We start from the raw sequence: 17256 nt of genomic DNA on the forward strand, positions 1-17256 counted from the left end.
CTTGTCCTATTTTCCGATAAATAATTAACTCATTTGTTAATCAATTCTTATTTAGAAAGAAATTATTTACAGAGATTAATTTACATGTTATCTTTTGTACAAGAAGAAAACTTTAATGTTAACTAGATATTCTGAAAGAAGGGGTCTACATGCAATTGGGAATCGATAATTCCTCTTTAGTAGTGTACGAAGCTTTAGCAAGTGAAGTTCGTATGACAATTATTCAGTTACTGTCTAAAAATAAAATGAATATAAAGGAACTTGCCAAAGAATTAGGCATCAGCAGTGCCATTGTAACAAAACATGTAAAAAAATTAGAAGATGCAGGACTGATAAAAACAGAGAAAGTACCAGGTAAATCAGGATTACAGAAGATTTCCATGTTAAAGGTGGATCATATCGAAATCAACTTTCCGAAGAAAATCTATCATTCTTTCGCTTCATATGAAACCTCTGTTCCAATAGGCCATTACACTGATTATGATTTAAAGCCAACATGTGGATTAGCTTCAGAAAAGGATTTTATCGGAAGAGTAGATGAACCGAAACTATTTATGGATCCCAAAAGAGTAGAAGCAGAAATTCTGTGGTTTACGCAAGGCTTTATTCAATACACAATTCCTAACTTTTTAAAAAAGGAGGAAAACATTCAACAATTTGAAATTAGTTTAGAAGTATGCTCTGAATTTCCATTCTCTAATGACAATTGGCCTTCTGACATTACCTTTTCATTAAATGGGATAGAACTGGGAACATGGAGAAGTCCTGGAGACTTTGCTGATACAAGAGGGAAACTTACACCAGAATGGTGGCCACATAATCTTAATCAATATGGGCTTCTTAAAACACTCCGAATTACTAACCATGGTACGTATATTGATGGAGACCCTATTTCATCTGTCACCATCAATGACCTAGATGACAATTGTGATCGCTGGACGTTTCGCATTGAAGTGAAAGAAGATGCGGAATGTGTAGGTGGCGCTACAATTTTCGGAAAGAAATTTGGGAATCACCCACAGGATATCATTTTCAAAGTGTATTATTTATAGAAGATTCTGCTCTATTTAATCAGCTAGGAGAAACTGCCTTTTTATTTCCCCTAGCTTTTTTTAATCGATTCCTACCCTACCAATATTTGATGGAAGAGGCTATCACTACTCTGTTTTCGTTTATATAATTTGTTCAAACCTTCCTTACACCTTCTCTTTAAAGGCTTGAATTAATCGCTTGTAATAAGAAATAGGATGAGGGGCAAAATTTTCTCTGCCCACTTTACGATGAATCTTAATTTTCTCCCCTCTTGAGTTGAGTTCAAATCCATTTACTTCAATTAATTCTTTTCTGCCCTGCCATAAATCGTAAAAATCGGCTAGTTTAGTGGATACAATGCCCGCTACTTCCTCTTCTTGCAAATGAAATTCTTTAAAATCCATGGTCTTTTTATATAAAAAAGTGTGAGCAAATTCCTTATCCAAAATATCTCCATTATTCATTTCATAATGGAAAACACCTAAGTGGATTAGCTCCTCTATTTCTACTTGGATACCGATTTCTTCCTCCATCTCTCTTACACCGTCTTTCGCATCTTCATGTGCTAACAAGTGACCTGCAGCCGTTATATCTAAAAGATTTGGATAATCCTTTTTTAATGGACTTCTAATTTGCAAGTAGAGATATGATTGTCCATCTTGTTCAGATACAATCCAACAATGAAAGGTCTCATGCCATAATCCCTTTTTATGTACTTCACTACGGGCAGCAGTTCCGATTGGTGTTCTGTTTTCATCAAATATTTTTAGTTGTTCCTCTTCCATGATGGATGCTCCTCTGCTATTTTTTCCATAAAATAGTATCTTGCTTACCCTGTTTCCTTATTGCTATGCCAGCATTTTACGAATAAACCCTCTTTGAATAAGTACTTCCCTTCCTTTGTATCTTCTTCCAAAGGATAAGATTAACAAAGAAAAGCAATATCCCATAAATATAAACACCAAATGGAAGAGATATACTGATATAATGAATTCCTGCTAAAATCGGCAACGGAAGCAAGAGCAGAAATAACCTCCAACTTTGCTGATTCGCTCCTGAATCAAATGACATAGAAAAAGGCACTTCTTTATCTAGCATTCCATAGCAAATCACTGAATAGAGGAAAGCGGAGATAAATACTACTAATAAATCTGGTATAATTCGCATTCCAAACAAAAACAAAAAAACAATGCTTATTAAAAAATAGATTGGTAAATATAATTTTATAATTAGCGCTTTTAATGCTCCTTTATAATACATAGAAAAATCAGAGATTGGAAGAATCGTAAAAATACATGCACCTTTATATTTCCCTGAATACCGCATCATAAAAATTATCGTCGGAATATTAATCATCGTAAAATAAATGGTTAAATACGAGGAACTTGTTGTAAATGAAACATCTTCCAAATTTGTTCCACTATAAAGAAAGATAAAGGGAATAACAATCGAAAAACCTAATGATGGATATACCTTTAATTTAAAATCTCTTTCTTGCCTAATCATTTGCCCTGTAAATTGATAGAATGCTTTTTCTTCCTTGTTGTTCATTAAAAACGATAATAGCAGTTCTCCCCATTTTGAGACCTTACCTTTTCTCGCTTTACTTTGACTAGTTAACTTTTCTAAATTTTTCTCAAAGCTAGGAATTAGCTTTCCATAAATGATAATAGCTGCAATTGGTAAAATAATCGCAAGAGCTGCTAGCAAAATAATCATCGTGTTGATATTGCCATTCAATATCCACTCATATGGTGCTGCGAACCACATTGGAACAAAGAAAACATGCCACCAATGCACTTGATACACAATATGTAAATCAACTAATTCAAAGCTCCGAATGACAACCTGGTATCCTATCATTATGACAATAGACAAACCAATCTGTACGTAATTAATCATATCCTTAAGTTTTTCTCCATCAAAAAATCGAAGGATAGCCAAGTAAAGTAATGCCGTGATAACAACAATAAATAAATTTGCTAAAACAAGTAGTACAACTGTCAACAGAAAAAAGATAAATCCTTGTTTAACAAGACATACAACTAACGGAATAAGTGTAATAGTTATCGTTAATTGAGAAAGATAAATCATAATATGCAGAACTTTTGCTGCATTAATTGTGCGCCTATTTATTGGTTTCGTATGTAGTATATGTTTATCCCGAACATCTAACAAAACACCTGAAAAATCAGAAATCATCGAGGTCATGACCAGAAATAAAATAATTCCGAAAGAAATGCTCATTTGAAATAAGTAATTATCACCGAAGGCCATCAATGGAATAAGAATCAACCCCATAAAAGCATACAGCCATAACGATTTTATATAGGCATATTTATCTTCTTTCTTTTCTTTTCTCTGATTAGATTGGGAGAAGATGGTTGGAAGCTTACGTTGATCCATTGTCAGTTTCACTTGTAAAATCGTTCTTAAAACGGAATAATCGATACCTATTTTCAAAAATAAACCTTTAAAACGGTCAAAGAACTTTAATATAGTAAATTCTCTCATGATTGTACCTCTTGCACAATGGATACAAAGGATTCGCCTATTTCTTTATGGTTGTTAAAGCCAGTTAATTGATTGAAGATTCCTTCCAAGCTACCTTGTTCGTTTTGTGTTTGTAACTCTTTGAAGCTTCCGTCTATCACTATCTTTCCATCGTTCAATAGAATGATTCTACTGCTTATTTTTTCTACTACATCCATTATGTGTGACGAATAAAATATCGTTTTTCCGCTTGATGCAAACTGGGCAAGAATCTCCTTAAACACCATCACACTATTCGCATCAAGTCCATTGATTGGCTCATCTAGAAAAAGAATATCTGGATTATGCAAGACACTTGATATAATTAACAGCTTTTGACGCATCCCTTTTGAATAAGAGGAGATTCGCGAATGATATACCTCTCCTATACCAAACAGTTCCATTAATCTTTTTGCCTTATGTTCAACAAACTCTGCACTCATTCCATATAGTTGACCGATAAATGTTAAATACTCATATGCCGTTAGATTATCATATACTTCTGCTATTTCTGGTACATAACCGATTTTTCGCTTATATTCCATCGAATCATCCCTAATATTTTTGCCAAAAAGCATTACTTCTCCACGATAATTTCCCTCTATACCGAGAATAATTTTAACTGTAGTACTTTTTCCTGCACCATTCGGACCTATATATCCAATAATTTCTCCTCGATATACATGTAAATCCACTCCTTTTAGTACTTCCTCGGTGCCATAGTTTTTTCGTAAGTTCTTTATTGTAATAATTTCTTCACCAACCATCTCATTTGCTCCTTCCTACACATCTCTTTTCTACCATTCTAGAAAAAAAGGAAAAAACCTCCCAATAACCAGGTGAATTTTCTGTCACGATTATCTCACTTCCCACTCCTTATAATTAGGGGTGATTGTTTACAAAAAAAACCTATAGTAGCCAATTTCCAAGGCTCTATAGGTGATTAGTGTCACATTATCTTATTTACATTTCACTTTAAGAAAAAATCTTGATTGGGTTACATCAAAATAACCTACTTTTCCGATGTGCAGATACAGACGATACAGGGCATCCTCGTACTTCTTAATGCTGAAATCAGGAACTTGCCAAGGAATCGCTTTTAAATAATAAATCAATGCACCCAAGTCATAGAAACGCTGGATTGGAAAATCCTCCTTTTGCTCAACGATTTCCCATTCGTCCACTGGGAACATTTCGAGTGCAGATAGAAGCTTCCACTCTTTAAATTCCGGATTAACCGAAGTTCCAAACCATTCATTTATTTCCTTACAATCCCAACCTCCGACTTGCTGAGTAAGAAAGATTCCATTTGGCTTCACTATTCTCTTTAGCTCTTTTACCGAGTAAGATTCGTGCCTATTGATAATCAAATCAAAATGTTGGTCGGAAAATGGCAATTGTTCATCATCGACCACTTCATATACGCTTACACCTAATGGTTCTAACTTCTTTTTGGCAATTGATACATTCGGTTTATATCCTTCTGTAGCATAAATTGTTGGTGGAAAATAGCCATTTAATAAAGACAGAAATTCTCCTCCACCGGTTCCCATATCTAATACTGTTGTAGCATCCTGCATGGCAGCAACCACCTTACTTCCGTAAGACCAAGAAAGCAAGCTGCTTTGGATTCGTCCTGTGTCATGGATACTAGAAAAATCCCATCCTGTAAACTTCTCCTTTATCTCTTCTAAATATTTGTGAAAATTAATCTCTTTCACGCTCCATTCCTCCTCTATTTTTCTTATTCATCTAAAAAATTAGTGGAGGACCTCTGCAATAACGGTTTTATCTTTCATGCTCTAAAGAAGTCATGATCTACCCTTCCTTTACTTTATATTTGCTATAAAAAATAAGAATAATAGGTTATCAACGTGACAAAAAAACTAATTATTATATAGAGAATAAGTCCAATAATAATTGGTGACACACGAAAACGAAACGGACCAATTCCAGCTTCCTCCCATGTCCAGCCTGCTATATTTGCGTTAAATACTGTGTTTGTTTGATGAATGTATAAGCGGATGAGATAAACTATTCCAAAAAGCAATAGACTACCTAAAAAGATGGTGTCGACAAATTTCCATTGCAGTAAATAGGATGCAAACCAAATTAGCACTGTTTCAATTGTTAAGGTTGCTAAAACAATATATATTTTTTTCATGTAAACACCTATTACTCCTTTGCTTATTAGTAAATGATTTATTAGATGTCTGCCTTTTAATAGAGTGGGAAAGATTTTCCGCTCTTTAAAGAAATAAGCACCTGCCAATAGATGCAGATACTTAACAAATATCCTGTCTACATATCTCTAATTATATCATTCGTTAATCTAACGAGGTTACCACTTGGCTCAAACAATGTTCACCGACATAAATCTCTGGACAAAAACGACAAGATAGTTTGTACAATACCCTTTGAACCCTTTGAGAAAGTTTAGGACAAAAAAGCTTGTACAAAAAAAGACAAGAATCTTTGTACAAACTTTTCTCTTTATGGTTTTTTATTATTAGCCTTTTCAAGAGGATTGATTTATACTAACTAATACTTGTAGCATTTAATGCATTTTGTATTAGATTTTCACTGGGGATATATGGATTGAATTGTAAAACTATTGTCAAAAGTTTATTCCTCTCCATAATTATAAATCCAAGTTTCTCTAACTCTTGAATATTAGAAAGAATATCCTCTTCATTACAATCAACATCCTTTATGACATTTTCAATAATTTTTTTAATTGAGGTTATATTTCTTGCATATACAAGAATTTTCCCTTGTATTTCATTCAATTTATAAATACTGTTTGATTCCCCAATTCTACAGACAAATTTATCCATGTTCCTTTGATACATAAATAAGTCCGTTTGATTGAAATTATCTTTCCAATTTTCAAATTGAGACACAAATTCATTAAGAATTTTATTTTCAAATACAGCATCATTATTATAATCAAAATAATAAGCTAGTTTATTGATATTTATTCCCTTATCCCGATAAATATATTTATAGCTCTTAATCGGTCCGTTTATTCGAATATTATATTTTTTCTGTTCATTAAAGTAGGGACTGAACCTATCCAACCTAATTTTAGAGATTGCCACAGGAGGCTGTAAATGATTTATTTTTTTCATAATATCTATCTGACCCTGTATTTCTTCTGAACTTTCCCCACTAAATCCAAAAATAATGTTCCAAAAAGGTATAATACCATATTCTTTACATAACCGTAATAGTCTAAGGTTTTGTAATAGATCTACTCCTTTGTTCATTAACTTCAAACTATTAGTGGCTAAACTTTCTATTCCTGGCTGTATCTTAGTTACACCAGCTTCTTTTAAAACACAAACTTGTTGTTCATTTAAGTTACTCTTTACTTCCATAAACATATCAATTTTAATCTTGTCTTGTTTTAATTTTGGTAAGATATATTCAAAGTATTCCATGCTCATTATATTATCTGTGAAAAATAGTGTGTTTGTGTGTTCACCATAACTTTCAATTAATGTTTTCATTTCATTGTAAATTTTTTTCTGTAATTTACCTTTATATTCAATAGCATTTGCATTTAGGCCACAAAAGACACATTGATGTTTTTCTCCCCACCAGCACCCTCTTGAACCTTCATATAATATCACTGTTTCCTTTTGCTTTTCTGGGAAACTTTGAAATAATTCCTTGAAATAACTACCAAAGTTTGGAATACTATTATTATTTAAATTATAGCTATTATCAATATCAATATACTTATATCCTTTTTTGGTTGCGAATCCTACAATAATATTTTCACTTGGTGATTCACTGAAAACACTGAAATTATCTAATAAATTTATAAAAGCACCTTCACCTTCACCAATGCATACACCATCGATATCCTTAAAGGTATTTATTAGTTCCACACCCATTTCACCAAAACAATTCGCTCCACCCATTATTATCAATTGATTAGGATATATCTTTTTTATTTGCTTTATTAGGGCTATGGAAGCCATCGTTTGCTGAAAACTATTCGTAAAACCCACAATCTGATATTTAGAAAAATCAATATTCTGTATAATGTTTTTTAAAAACTCATCCGAAGTCTTTCTTCCTGCATTTATTAAACTTAATAGTTTCTCTTTTTCACGCCAAGAATGTATCATTGTTCTAGACTTAGCTGTAATATACTCAACAAACTCGTTTGTCTCATCTTCGGTACTTTTATCAAAAACATGTTGTGAAAAAATCCATTCTCCAATTAGATCAGTTGAATCGTATCCTGCCACAAGTTCGTAAAATTCTAATCCCATCATTTTTGCAAAACTAATATTCAAATTTATAACATCACAATTGTGACCTTTCTCTACGGCAATATTTTTTAATATTTCTAATCCAAGTGGTGGCCTTATAATACTTGCAAACGGCATATTAATTAATAGAATATTCACCTACTTATCATTCCCTTGCTAATTCTCTTAATTTCTTGTAATTGTTTTTTTGTAATAAAGAAGAAATGAACCCTGTTTTGAATAATTCTTTGAACATCTCTAAATATTTGAAGATTGTTTTCCTTTGTTATACTATTGATTAAGTTAAATATATTACTCTGATTATATTCAACATCTTTGAATTTAAAGTTATATTCTAAACTGAGGAAATCTTTCTTTTTCAAATGAGATAAACCCCATTTTTGGGGTAATAGATGCATAGGGGAGTTTTCCATTAAACCAAAAGCTGAAACTCCGACTAAATCAATATCTTCATTAGAAAATGCTTGATTAAGAGAATGTTCCATTTGTTTAATTGTTTCACCAGGATAACCAGTAATTAATGTTATACATGTTGTAATATTATGATTTGCCAATGTGTCCATTACCTGTGGAATACAATCTACATTAATTTCCTTGTACATAGATTTCAAAGTTGACCTATTGTATGATTCTATACCAAATGAGAGTAAGACACAGCCCGATTTTTTAATTTCGCTAACAATTTCCTTCTCTGATAATAATGGATCTATTCTAGTCTCAGTCATCCATTTAATTTTAATATCATTAAATTTAATTAAACTAGCAACTTCCATAAGTTTTTCTATGGTTAAATATGCATCTACGAAATAAATATTTTTCGTTTTATATTTTTGAGTAATACATTTAAACTCATCAATAATTGTTTGGTTTTTTTTAAAACCATTAAATTTTCCGTGGTTATAATGATGTGAACAAAAGGAACATTTACCGTGCTTACATCCTGAAGATAACATTACTGGTAATACTCTTTCAGGACTTAAATATTTATCTAGATTAATCCCGTCATATGATGGGATTATATCATTCACACAACCATGATTTTTTTTAAAAAAATTATTTTTAACCCTTCCCTTATCTCTGTAAAAAACATTTGGTATATCAGAAGTTACCTTTCCAAAATTCTTATAAGAATTAATTATCTGCTCTAAAACTAACTCTCCATTAAATAACACCGCTACATCAATTAGTTCACTGTCATCCATAATTGATTTTATATTTGCTGCTGCATGGGTAATATAACTTCCTCCAAAAATAACTTTTACATTAGGGAATTTTTCTTTTAACTTTTGACTAAATCGTAGTGCAAAGGGTAACTGTTCTGCATAGGAAACTGAGAGTCCAATTATGTCTCTTTTATCATTATTTAATAATTTTACTTCATCATCAAAAATCGTATCAAATAAACTTAGTTCGTCAACGAATTTTAATAGTTCATTCACACTGTTTGGTTTTCTTAAAAAGGAAAATTTTGTTAAGTTCCAACTACATCCAAATTTATATGATAATAATTCTAAACAATCATTAATAGTTTTTGTTGCTTTTATATAGTCAGGGAAATTAAATAAGTCTTTATTTCTTATGATATTTAAGGAATTTTCAATGTTTAGGATACTATCCAAATATTCCTTCTCTATATTGGTAATATTTTCCCTAAGGTTTGTATATTCAGCCAGTAAATTTTCATGAGTCAATAAGTTTGTTATACTTATTGATAAATCCTTCTGATCAATTTGAAATCTATCTTTTAAGTATCCTAATAAGGTTGGTACGCTTAAATTAGGGTATGCTAACGAAACTAAAGGTAACGTATATAAACGTATTTTCATATCCTACAATCCTTAATGTGTTTAAGCATATTATCAATATCATCTTTTTCCCAAATTGCATATTTTAAAATAACTTCTGGCAAATTTAATACTTTTACACCTTCTATGGTTACACCCGCTAGTCTTTCGTTATTAAATTTTTCAGGGTCGAAATGGACACACGAAAAATTAGCCTCTGAATTAACTGGTTTAACTCCATCAATTTGTAATAAGTGTAAATACGCATATTCTCTTAAATTTATCACATTCTTTCTAATTTTAATAAAATGATTCATTAAATCCCTATCGTTTAGCATTTGTTTAATAAACTCTATTGAATAACTTGTTACTGAATGTGGTACTATATTCTGTTTTCTAAAAGTAGATGGTAAATATTTACTGACAATGTAGCCTGTCCGTAGACCTGGTAAATACCAGCCTTTAGAGAAAGAACGGGCTAGGATAATTCGTTCATTATTTAAACAAAAGTCTAACGTCCAGTCTTCTGTATTGCTATAATCAATATATGCCTCATCAATAAATAAGAAGCCATGGAAATTAGTGAGTAAAGTAGTTAATTGGTCTTTAGTAATTCTAATCCCATCAAACCACCTTGGAGATGAGAAACATAAAATATCATTTTTTCGACTATCATTCTTTTTATAAAAATCAATTAAACAATCAAAAGTATCAACCTGAATGGTAATAACCTCTTTTCCAGTCTCACTAGCTACGAGCGAATATAAACCAAATTCAGGAGTAGTTATAACGATTCTTTCCCATGTTTTAAAATTTGATATAGAGTGAATAGCCTGGCTTATACCAGAACAAGTAAAAATATACTCTTGTGGTATGTCTAAATATATTGCTAGTTCTTTAATCAATGGATCTTCCATAGGATTTTCTGGCATATAGTTAACAGTAATTTACCTCGTGCTCAAGCATACCAAAACTTTGATTCAAGCGGAAAAGCACAAGAGATATTTTCATCAGTTCAAAAATCTATGCCACCTAATCTTCCTTTAGGACAAAGAATTATCCAGAATTCAGCGGGACGTTTTACAGCAGGATTAGGAAATGGTCTAGTACAAGGGGTGATGGGTGCTTCAGGCCTTAAAGAAGTAAGTCAATTTGTAGGAGATACGAAAATTGGTCATGCTACAAAAACACTTGGTATGACAACAGCCACTTCATTTATTAAAAACAAGCCAAACCTAAATAGTCTAGCACAAAATCCTACTCAGTTAGTTTCTGTTGCAAAAGAAAGCCTTATAGAGGGCGGAAAAGCTTTTGTAAATGATTATAAGTCTTATACTCCAAGTAATTTGGTAGAGAAGCAAGCAAAATTCCGAGATGCCGTTGCTTATGCTGGTGGAGTTGTAGCTGGGGTTGGAGGATATCAAGTTATGGCTAAATATGCCGCTCCAAGCATGAACAACTCAAAGGCTTTTGGTCTAAAGGGCTTTAACCCATATAACAATGCAGTTAATAAACAAATAAAAGAAATTTCTGATGTAGCACATATGGCTCAAACGATTACTTTAGATAATGGCCAAACTGAAATTGCACAAGGTGCCATTCAAATGGTAACTGATAGTAAAAATACAGTAGTTCAAGTTAGGGATAAAACTGGTCAAACCCATGTAGTGTCACGTATGGCATCAGGTCACTCTGGTTTAAAAAATAACCAAGTGGTTTATCAGGATTTAACTGTTAGAGATGGTCAATTATTATCCGCAAGTTCTTCCTACTCTTTAGACAGTGGTGGTGGGAAAATACCTGCTCCTAAGATTAATGTAAATCCTAATCAATTATTTACCAATCGAAATACCAGTAAGTCTCCAAGAGTAATACAAGAAGTTCAAAGCTACAATCAGTTAGTTGATAGTGGTCAATACTATATAAAAGATGCACTTAACGAAATGGAAAATATAAAAATGGTGGTCGATCATAATAGAAGCTATATGACAGGTACTAAAAACGGAACAACTTATCGAATTTCTCCTTATGGACCAGGAGACGCAAGAGTTCAAAATGATAAGATAATAACAGCAAATTGCGAAGTCCGAAATAAAAAACTAGTTCCTAATTTCAATGATTCGGATAGTGATTTTACAACTTCACTTAAACCTGAAGATTTAATGTCATATGCCGTACCGAATAAACGTAATTTTGCAAGAAAACAATTAGAAATGCAAAGAAATAAAGCATTTACTAGTTCATTAAGGTGATAATTTATGAGTGATAATAAAAATACTCAAGAAACCCTCAATGAAAAGCTAGTTAATGGGATGAAGGGATTAGGTAGATTTCTATCTAAACCCTTTTCTAAAAAACTTAAAAAGAAAGCTGTCGCTATTGGAAAAAAGGCCTTAAAGGCAGCAATAAAAGTAATTTTAAAAGTATTAAAACAAATTCTATCATGGATTATTGGAACTGTTGGAGTACCTGGGATCTTAATAATCTTAGGAACAATAATTGTAACTGTTCTAATATCTGTTGCCTTATCTTTTTTTTGGACCACAGATAGTAAATTAAGTGGCGATGATGCAAAGATACAAGCTTATATTAAAGAGCAATCTCAATCAACTGTTAATATGAATAGCGAATTGGAAAGACCTTATCGAGTACCTGAAGGGCTTATATCTTCTACTATTATGTTAGATTTCTTTGAACAAAAAGATTATAGTCTTAAACAAACAAAAGGAATAATCAAAAATATGGCAACAAAACTAGCACCGGAGTTCGAATATGGCCAGTATGATGAATGGAAAGAAAAGCAGGTAATCGTTTGTGAAGAAGGTAAAAAGTGTGATGTTGGAAAGATTCAGCATACCAAAAACATGGTTACGAAATTAAATTCTGTAGAATATTGGAATGGCTCTACTATATTTACCTATAAACCAAAAGTAACAGCATGGAAATCGAACACAGTAATTACTCATAAAACTATAAAAGTAGACAAAAAGGTGGAGTATTGGAAAGCATTAAGTGTACCTGCATATTTAGCAGATCAAACGGATCCTTATTATCCATTTTTTAATTCCAGTAGTAAAAGTTGGAAGTCCTTACTTGCGGAAGAGAAAAGACAAGAGAAATATAACGTTAACACTACTGGATATACAAAAGTATATCTTTTAAAAACTAAGACAGTTAAGGTGGATAAAGTTATTGAAGTAAAGACGACTACTAAAACTAGACAACAATACTTTGATTCTAGTAAACAAGTAACACAAGATTATGCTAATTTCGATTCCATTTTAAATTCTATGGGCCTAGGATTAGACGAAAAAATGCTAATAGAGGCCAATTATAGCTTTCTAGAGGGAGATATAAATTATATTGATTGGCTAAAGGGGAACGGCGGTGTCTTCGGTTTTGATGATATTAGCTATGATGGTGATATTATCCCTGGAGCGGGGGTTCCTCCTCAATATATGCCTATTTATCTATCAGCAGAAAAAAAGTACGGGGTTCATTGGTATACATTAGCTGCTATACATAGTAAAGAAACAGCTTTTAGTACAATCAAACCGATGATATCGTATGCAGGAGCCGTTGGCCACATGCAATTTCTTCCTAGTACCTGGGCAGGCTGGAAATATAATATTGGAGGGGGAAGAGTATCAAGTAATACCGATATAACCAACCTAAGTGTAATTAAAGCTGGTGGTGGGTACGGCGTAGACGGTAATAATGATGGAAAAGCCGATCCGTTTACATTAGAAGATGCTATTTTTACTGCTGCTAATTATCTATCTAAAAATGGATATTCGAAAGATAAAAGAAAAGCAATATACCAATATAATCATGCAGATTGGTATGTTAATGATGTATTAGCTAGAGCAGAAAAATTCAAAACAAGTGCTACCTATAGCGGTGGTTCTGATTCTCCAGAACTAAATCCAGGCAGTTTTATCAGACCTACAACAGGAAAAGTAACATCTGGATTTGGTGCAAGATGGGGTGCTACTCACTATGGTATCGATATTGGATTAGGCGGAAGATCCAATGTGAAAATTTATGCAGTCGCAGATGGTATAGTGCATAGATCGTATCTAAGTAGTTCATATGGGAATGTTGTTTACATTCAACATACAATAGGTGGTAAGAATTATGAAACTGTATATGCACATATGCAAAATAGAGCTGTTTCTGCTGGCACAAAAGTAAAACAAGGGCAGTTTTTAGGATACATGGGTAGTACTGGGAATGTGACTGGACCACATTTGCATTTCGAAATTCACTCACCTGCTTGGACTTCAAACAAAGCCAATGCTAAAAATCCTGCTTTGTACATTAAATTTTAACCTAATATAGAGGTGTGAAAAATGAAATTAATTAGTAAACTACGATTTTCTATCATATTAATCGTTTTAGCTATATTTTTAAGTGGGTGTTCGTCTAGTTCTAATGCAAATATTAAAGTTACAGAGGATAATATTAATTATCTTAAAGACTACGATGAATCGTTACAGGAATATATTACTGAAATGACGAGTATATTAACAAATTTCAATAACTCTTTGGATGGTCTATACACCCATGAGGTAAGTAATAATCAATTCGCTAAAATAATGATAGAAACAATAAAAAAATCAAATGAACTTGTTTCAAATGTAGAAGCATTAGATGTAAATCCTGAACTATTTGAGACTCACCAAAATCTTATTGTTCTAGTCAACCGCTCCCATCAGTTATTACTTACAGCAATTGATAGTGCCAATAATAGTAGTAGCGATGAATATGCTACTGTTGATAAAGATGGACTAAGACAAGAATATTTAGAAATAAAAAAAGAACAAGCGAATATTGCTAATCAATGGAAAATATTAAGAGAAGAGCTTGCGAGTGCAGCACTGGAAGAAGTGAAAAAATAATGAAAAAAAAATACTTTTGGATCATAAGCGTTTCAATTCTAACAATTTGTGTAGTTATTTATATTAGTATTTCATCCAATCAAAAATTAACTCCTGTTGATTTAAAGGAAATGCAAAATGAAGTAGCAGAAGAAATTTCAATGAATGAAAGCTACCAAAATAAAACGATGGAGTGGGCAAAAAAGAATGCAAAGGTTAACATGGAATTAGATTTAGGTTTTTACGAACCAAACCAACATAGTGACGTTTCTCCTGAGAGGAACGTCATAAACTATTTTATGACTGGATTATTACAAAATAATATAGATTATTTTACTTCTGCTTTTGATGTTGAAGTACTTTCACAGGATTTATTTCAATCAAAAGAAGAAAATAAGGAGTTAGTGGTTAAAGAAATCATAAAAAGAATTTCTAGAAATGGAACAATTGAAGGACTTAAAGTTAAGGAATCTAAGGGAGGAATTGGTCCAAACTCAAATAAAGTTTTATTAGAAATTTTATATAAAGATGACATATCTAAAAAAGTTAATTTTTTCATATCTCCTTCTGAATACTCTCATTCGTTGGAGCATCAACACTCTACATTTTCAATAGTCACTTCCGCTTGGGATATCGTAAAACAGATAGAAGGTACGGATTAACTATTCATCCGTACCTCTTGAATTTATTAAATATGCATTGTCAATTTCCTCTTTTGCTTTTAACCATGTATCGAATGTTTGGATATATTTATACGACGATGGGAGATTATTTGCCCTTGCAAATTCATCCCATTTTGTTTTAGACGAGTTAAGAAATTTGTAAAAATACTCTGGTTTTAATGTAAGTTTTATTAGTTCTTCTTTTGATAAATTAAAAACTTTTTTCTTTCCTACTATATCCAATATTTCATCGTACGTATAATGATTTCTAATTGTTTTATAAGTTGGTAATTTATTCTCAGAAGCATATATATCCCATTGAGAACGTGAAATAAAAAATTCATTATGTTCTTCAAGAACTTCTTTTATTTTTTGCTTTGTATACTTCGGAGTTCTTTCATTCTCTACTCCAATGGCATTTTTAAACGATGACCAATCTTTAAATACTGTTAAAATCTGACCAGGAGAGGGAAGATCTAGTGTTTGATTAGCAGAGTAATCTTTCCACATTCTTATTGTTTTAGCGTGCTCTTTATGTTCCTTTCCGATTTGAATAAGGCTATTTCGATCATATTTTCCCTTTATCTCTGTTCCTAAAGCGCTTCTAATTTCGTTCCAATCATTAAAGAACTTTCTTAATGAGTAATAGGATGGTAGGTTGTGCTTTGAAGCATATTCTTCCCACTTGCCTACCGTTGTTAAATGTTCTTTATGAGGAATTAACAATTCTATTAAAGTTTCTTTATTCATTATTCACTCCTAGTATTTTGGGAGAATCATTTATCATTTTAACTATATCTTCATTTGTTGCATTTAATTCTTTAAGGTCATTAGTAACTTCTTGAAATTTTTCGCTTGATATGTCTCTATATAAAAAATTTAAAAGATGTTGTTTTTGAGAAAAATATTTTTCTACCTTATCTTCTAAATAAATTCGATAATCATTTCTTTTGCCGAAAGAGCTAATGTAATGTTTAATGTCTTTTATATCAATATCCGGCATATAAAAAGACTTGATATCCCAAAAGTCTATATCTACTAAAAATTCATATTTAATTAATTCACTATTTACATTATACTCGGGATTTTTCTTTAAAGAAATGACCATTTTTTCTGGTCTATATTTCATGATATTAGAATCATCTTTTTTTTCTAACACAACATTTTTCACAGTAAATGGTACTGCTTTAATAGGAGTAGAATAGTCCCTCCTATATTCGATATCCATCTTTCTATTATATTTCAATAAAGGGTCAGGCATTAAGATATAGAGTGATCCATCATAGGTTTCTCCTAGCATGAAAACTGTATCACCAAAAATAGGCAATCTATTTAAATGACTAATTGTATCCTCTATATAGTAAGTAGTACAGTATTTTTTTAATAAATCGGGAGCGGAAAGCCTAGCCTCTTCATACTTTAATTGCTCATCTTTATATCTATCAGAGTGTTCTCCGAAAGTATCTTGATGCCATTTTTCATATGATTCCTCTGCCTTTTCTTTTTTAGTACGAAATCCAAAACAATAAGCAATATAATATCCTAACATCCATAATACTAAAAGGGGAGTCATGATAGTCAGTACCACATATGCTAATAAGTCTTGTCCTAACTTCGAAGAACCAATAATCATGAGAAATAAACTTAAAATTAAAGCAAGTGCTAAAAATATCATAATCACTATAGCTGCTCTTGTTAAAAACATCATTATTGCATACAAAGATGTCCCTGGTTCACCTTCATAAATCAAACCTAATTTATCAAAGAAATCAATGATTTTAAGAGATTCCAAAATTGGATAAGTGATATCCCATCTGTAAACTGCCAATACAAATAGAATAAGTCCCAATAAACCTGCTAACCCTGTTTGTTTTCCTCTTCGGTACTGAACAAAACCATTAAGGAAAGTTAATACTGTATTCATACCTGACCCTCTCCCTTTTATAAACAAAACAAAAACTACATCATTTATAACTAAATTATAAATTATTACCAAAGTTTAGTCAATGTACTTAGCCAGGCTAAAACGGTAACCAAATATAACAAAATCAAACAGACTTCAAATGCATAAAATAGACGG

15 protein-coding genes are annotated in these 17256 nt (G+C 31.9%); 5 read left to right on the forward strand and 10 right to left on the reverse strand.

What is annotated here, in order from left to right; genetic code table 11:
• Nucleotides 1–149 precede the first annotated feature (149 nt).
• Nucleotides 150–1052 carry an ArsR/SmtB family transcription factor gene (locus tag QQZ16_RS02800; RefSeq protein WP_031540726.1) on the forward strand — a complete coding sequence of 301 codons (903 nt, stop codon included), beginning with the start codon at nt 150–152 and terminating at the stop codon, nt 1050–1052.
• A gap of 144 nt (nt 1053–1196) precedes the next feature.
• Here QQZ16_RS02800 and QQZ16_RS02805 read toward each other — a convergent pair whose 3' ends face one another.
• From QQZ16_RS02805 to QQZ16_RS02840, 8 genes are all read right to left on the reverse strand, one after another.
• Nucleotides 1197–1817 carry an NUDIX hydrolase gene (locus tag QQZ16_RS02805; protein WP_031540727.1) on the reverse strand — a complete coding sequence of 207 codons (621 nt, stop codon included), beginning with the start codon at nt 1815–1817 and terminating at the stop codon, nt 1197–1199.
• Between the two features lie 76 nt (nt 1818–1893).
• A complete protein-coding gene (locus QQZ16_RS02810) occupies nt 1894–3546 on the reverse strand; it encodes a hypothetical protein (protein ID WP_031540728.1) in 1653 nt (550 codons plus the stop codon).
• Nucleotides 3543–4331: an ABC transporter ATP-binding protein gene (locus tag QQZ16_RS02815; protein ID WP_031540729.1), complete on the reverse strand. Its 789-nt coding sequence runs from the start codon at nt 4329–4331 to the stop codon at nt 3543–3545. The genes QQZ16_RS02810 and QQZ16_RS02815 overlap by 4 nt, the downstream gene beginning before the upstream one ends.
• 192 nt (nt 4332–4523) lie before the next feature.
• Complete coding sequence (locus tag QQZ16_RS02820; protein ID WP_031540730.1) at nt 4524–5285, reverse strand: class I SAM-dependent methyltransferase; 762 nt, start codon at nt 5283–5285, stop codon at nt 4524–4526.
• Nucleotides 5286–5407: 122 nt separating this feature from the next.
• Nucleotides 5408–5728: a hypothetical protein gene (locus tag QQZ16_RS02825; RefSeq protein WP_031540731.1), complete on the reverse strand. Its 321-nt coding sequence runs from the start codon at nt 5726–5728 to the stop codon at nt 5408–5410.
• A 373-nt stretch (nt 5729–6101) separates the two neighbouring features.
• Nucleotides 6102–7988, reverse strand: coding sequence for a RiPP maturation radical SAM C-methyltransferase (locus tag QQZ16_RS02830; RefSeq protein WP_031540732.1), 1887 nt, complete (start codon nt 7986–7988; stop codon nt 6102–6104).
• Nucleotides 7985–9676: a B12-binding domain-containing radical SAM protein gene (locus tag QQZ16_RS02835; RefSeq protein ID WP_031540733.1), complete on the reverse strand. Its 1692-nt coding sequence runs from the start codon at nt 9674–9676 to the stop codon at nt 7985–7987. The genes QQZ16_RS02830 and QQZ16_RS02835 overlap by 4 nt, the downstream gene beginning before the upstream one ends.
• Nucleotides 9673–10566, reverse strand: coding sequence for an aminotransferase class I/II-fold pyridoxal phosphate-dependent enzyme (locus tag QQZ16_RS02840; protein WP_284561075.1), 894 nt, complete (start codon nt 10564–10566; stop codon nt 9673–9675). The genes QQZ16_RS02835 and QQZ16_RS02840 overlap by 4 nt, the downstream gene beginning before the upstream one ends.
• Before the next feature lie 93 nt (nt 10567–10659).
• On the opposite strand from QQZ16_RS02840, the gene QQZ16_RS02845 reads away from it, so the two are divergent.
• From QQZ16_RS02845 to QQZ16_RS02860, 4 genes are read left to right on the forward strand one after another with little or no spacing between them, the layout of a single operon-like run.
• On the forward strand, nt 10660–11886 hold the full coding sequence (locus tag QQZ16_RS02845) for a hypothetical protein (protein WP_284561076.1): 1227 nt from the start codon (nt 10660–10662) through the stop codon (nt 11884–11886).
• Between the two features lie 6 nt (nt 11887–11892).
• Nucleotides 11893–13965 carry a peptidoglycan DD-metalloendopeptidase family protein gene (locus QQZ16_RS02850; protein ID WP_284561077.1) on the forward strand — a complete coding sequence of 691 codons (2073 nt, stop codon included), beginning with the start codon at nt 11893–11895 and terminating at the stop codon, nt 13963–13965.
• Between the two features lie 21 nt (nt 13966–13986).
• Nucleotides 13987–14535, forward strand: coding sequence for a hypothetical protein (locus QQZ16_RS02855; RefSeq protein ID WP_251628538.1), 549 nt, complete (start codon nt 13987–13989; stop codon nt 14533–14535).
• A complete protein-coding gene (locus tag QQZ16_RS02860) occupies nt 14478–15176 on the forward strand; it encodes a hypothetical protein (protein WP_251628536.1) in 699 nt (232 codons plus the stop codon). Before QQZ16_RS02855 ends, QQZ16_RS02860 begins: the two co-directional genes overlap by 58 nt.
• On the opposite strand, the gene QQZ16_RS02865 is transcribed toward QQZ16_RS02860, so the two are convergent.
• Nucleotides 15177–15926, reverse strand: coding sequence for a hypothetical protein (locus tag QQZ16_RS02865; protein ID WP_284561078.1), 750 nt, complete (start codon nt 15924–15926; stop codon nt 15177–15179).
• Nucleotides 15919–17100 (reverse strand): hypothetical protein, encoded by a 1182-nt coding sequence (locus QQZ16_RS02870; RefSeq protein ID WP_284561079.1) that lies wholly within the window; start codon nt 17098–17100, stop codon nt 15919–15921. Before QQZ16_RS02870 ends, QQZ16_RS02865 begins: the two co-directional genes overlap by 8 nt.
• Nucleotides 17101–17256: the final 156 nt, after the last annotated feature.

The sequence above is a fragment of the Bacillus sp. T2.9-1 genome (genome assembly GCF_950097965.1).
In the GTDB taxonomy this organism is placed as follows: domain Bacteria; phylum Bacillota; class Bacilli; order Bacillales; family Cytobacillaceae; genus Niallia; species Niallia hominis.

Coding starts and splice junctions, on each gene's coding strand:
- QQZ16_RS02825 (WP_031540731.1), bottom strand. CDS start 5,728: ATGAAAAAAATATATATTGTTTTAGCAACCTTAACAATTGAAACAGTG.
- QQZ16_RS02800 (WP_031540726.1), top strand. CDS start 150: ATGCAATTGGGAATCGATAATTCCTCTTTAGTAGTGTACGAAGCTTTA.
- QQZ16_RS02870 (WP_284561079.1), bottom strand. CDS start 17,100: ATGAATACAGTATTAACTTTCCTTAATGGTTTTGTTCAGTACCGAAGA.
- QQZ16_RS02815 (WP_031540729.1), bottom strand. CDS start 4,331: ATGGTTGGTGAAGAAATTATTACAATAAAGAACTTACGAAAAAACTAT.
- QQZ16_RS02850 (WP_284561077.1), top strand. CDS start 11,893: ATGAGTGATAATAAAAATACTCAAGAAACCCTCAATGAAAAGCTAGTT.
- QQZ16_RS02865 (WP_284561078.1), bottom strand. CDS start 15,926: ATGAATAAAGAAACTTTAATAGAATTGTTAATTCCTCATAAAGAACAT.
- QQZ16_RS02840 (WP_284561075.1), bottom strand. CDS start 10,566: ATGCCAGAAAATCCTATGGAAGATCCATTGATTAAAGAACTAGCAATA.
- QQZ16_RS02845 (WP_284561076.1), top strand. CDS start 10,660: ATGCCACCTAATCTTCCTTTAGGACAAAGAATTATCCAGAATTCAGCG.
- QQZ16_RS02835 (WP_031540733.1), bottom strand. CDS start 9,676: ATGAAAATACGTTTATATACGTTACCTTTAGTTTCGTTAGCATACCCT.
- QQZ16_RS02805 (WP_031540727.1), bottom strand. CDS start 1,817: ATGGAAGAGGAACAACTAAAAATATTTGATGAAAACAGAACACCAATC.
- QQZ16_RS02855 (WP_251628538.1), top strand. CDS start 13,987: ATGAAATTAATTAGTAAACTACGATTTTCTATCATATTAATCGTTTTA.
- QQZ16_RS02860 (WP_251628536.1), top strand. CDS start 14,478: ATGGAAAATATTAAGAGAAGAGCTTGCGAGTGCAGCACTGGAAGAAGT.
- QQZ16_RS02810 (WP_031540728.1), bottom strand. CDS start 3,546: ATGAGAGAATTTACTATATTAAAGTTCTTTGACCGTTTTAAAGGTTTA.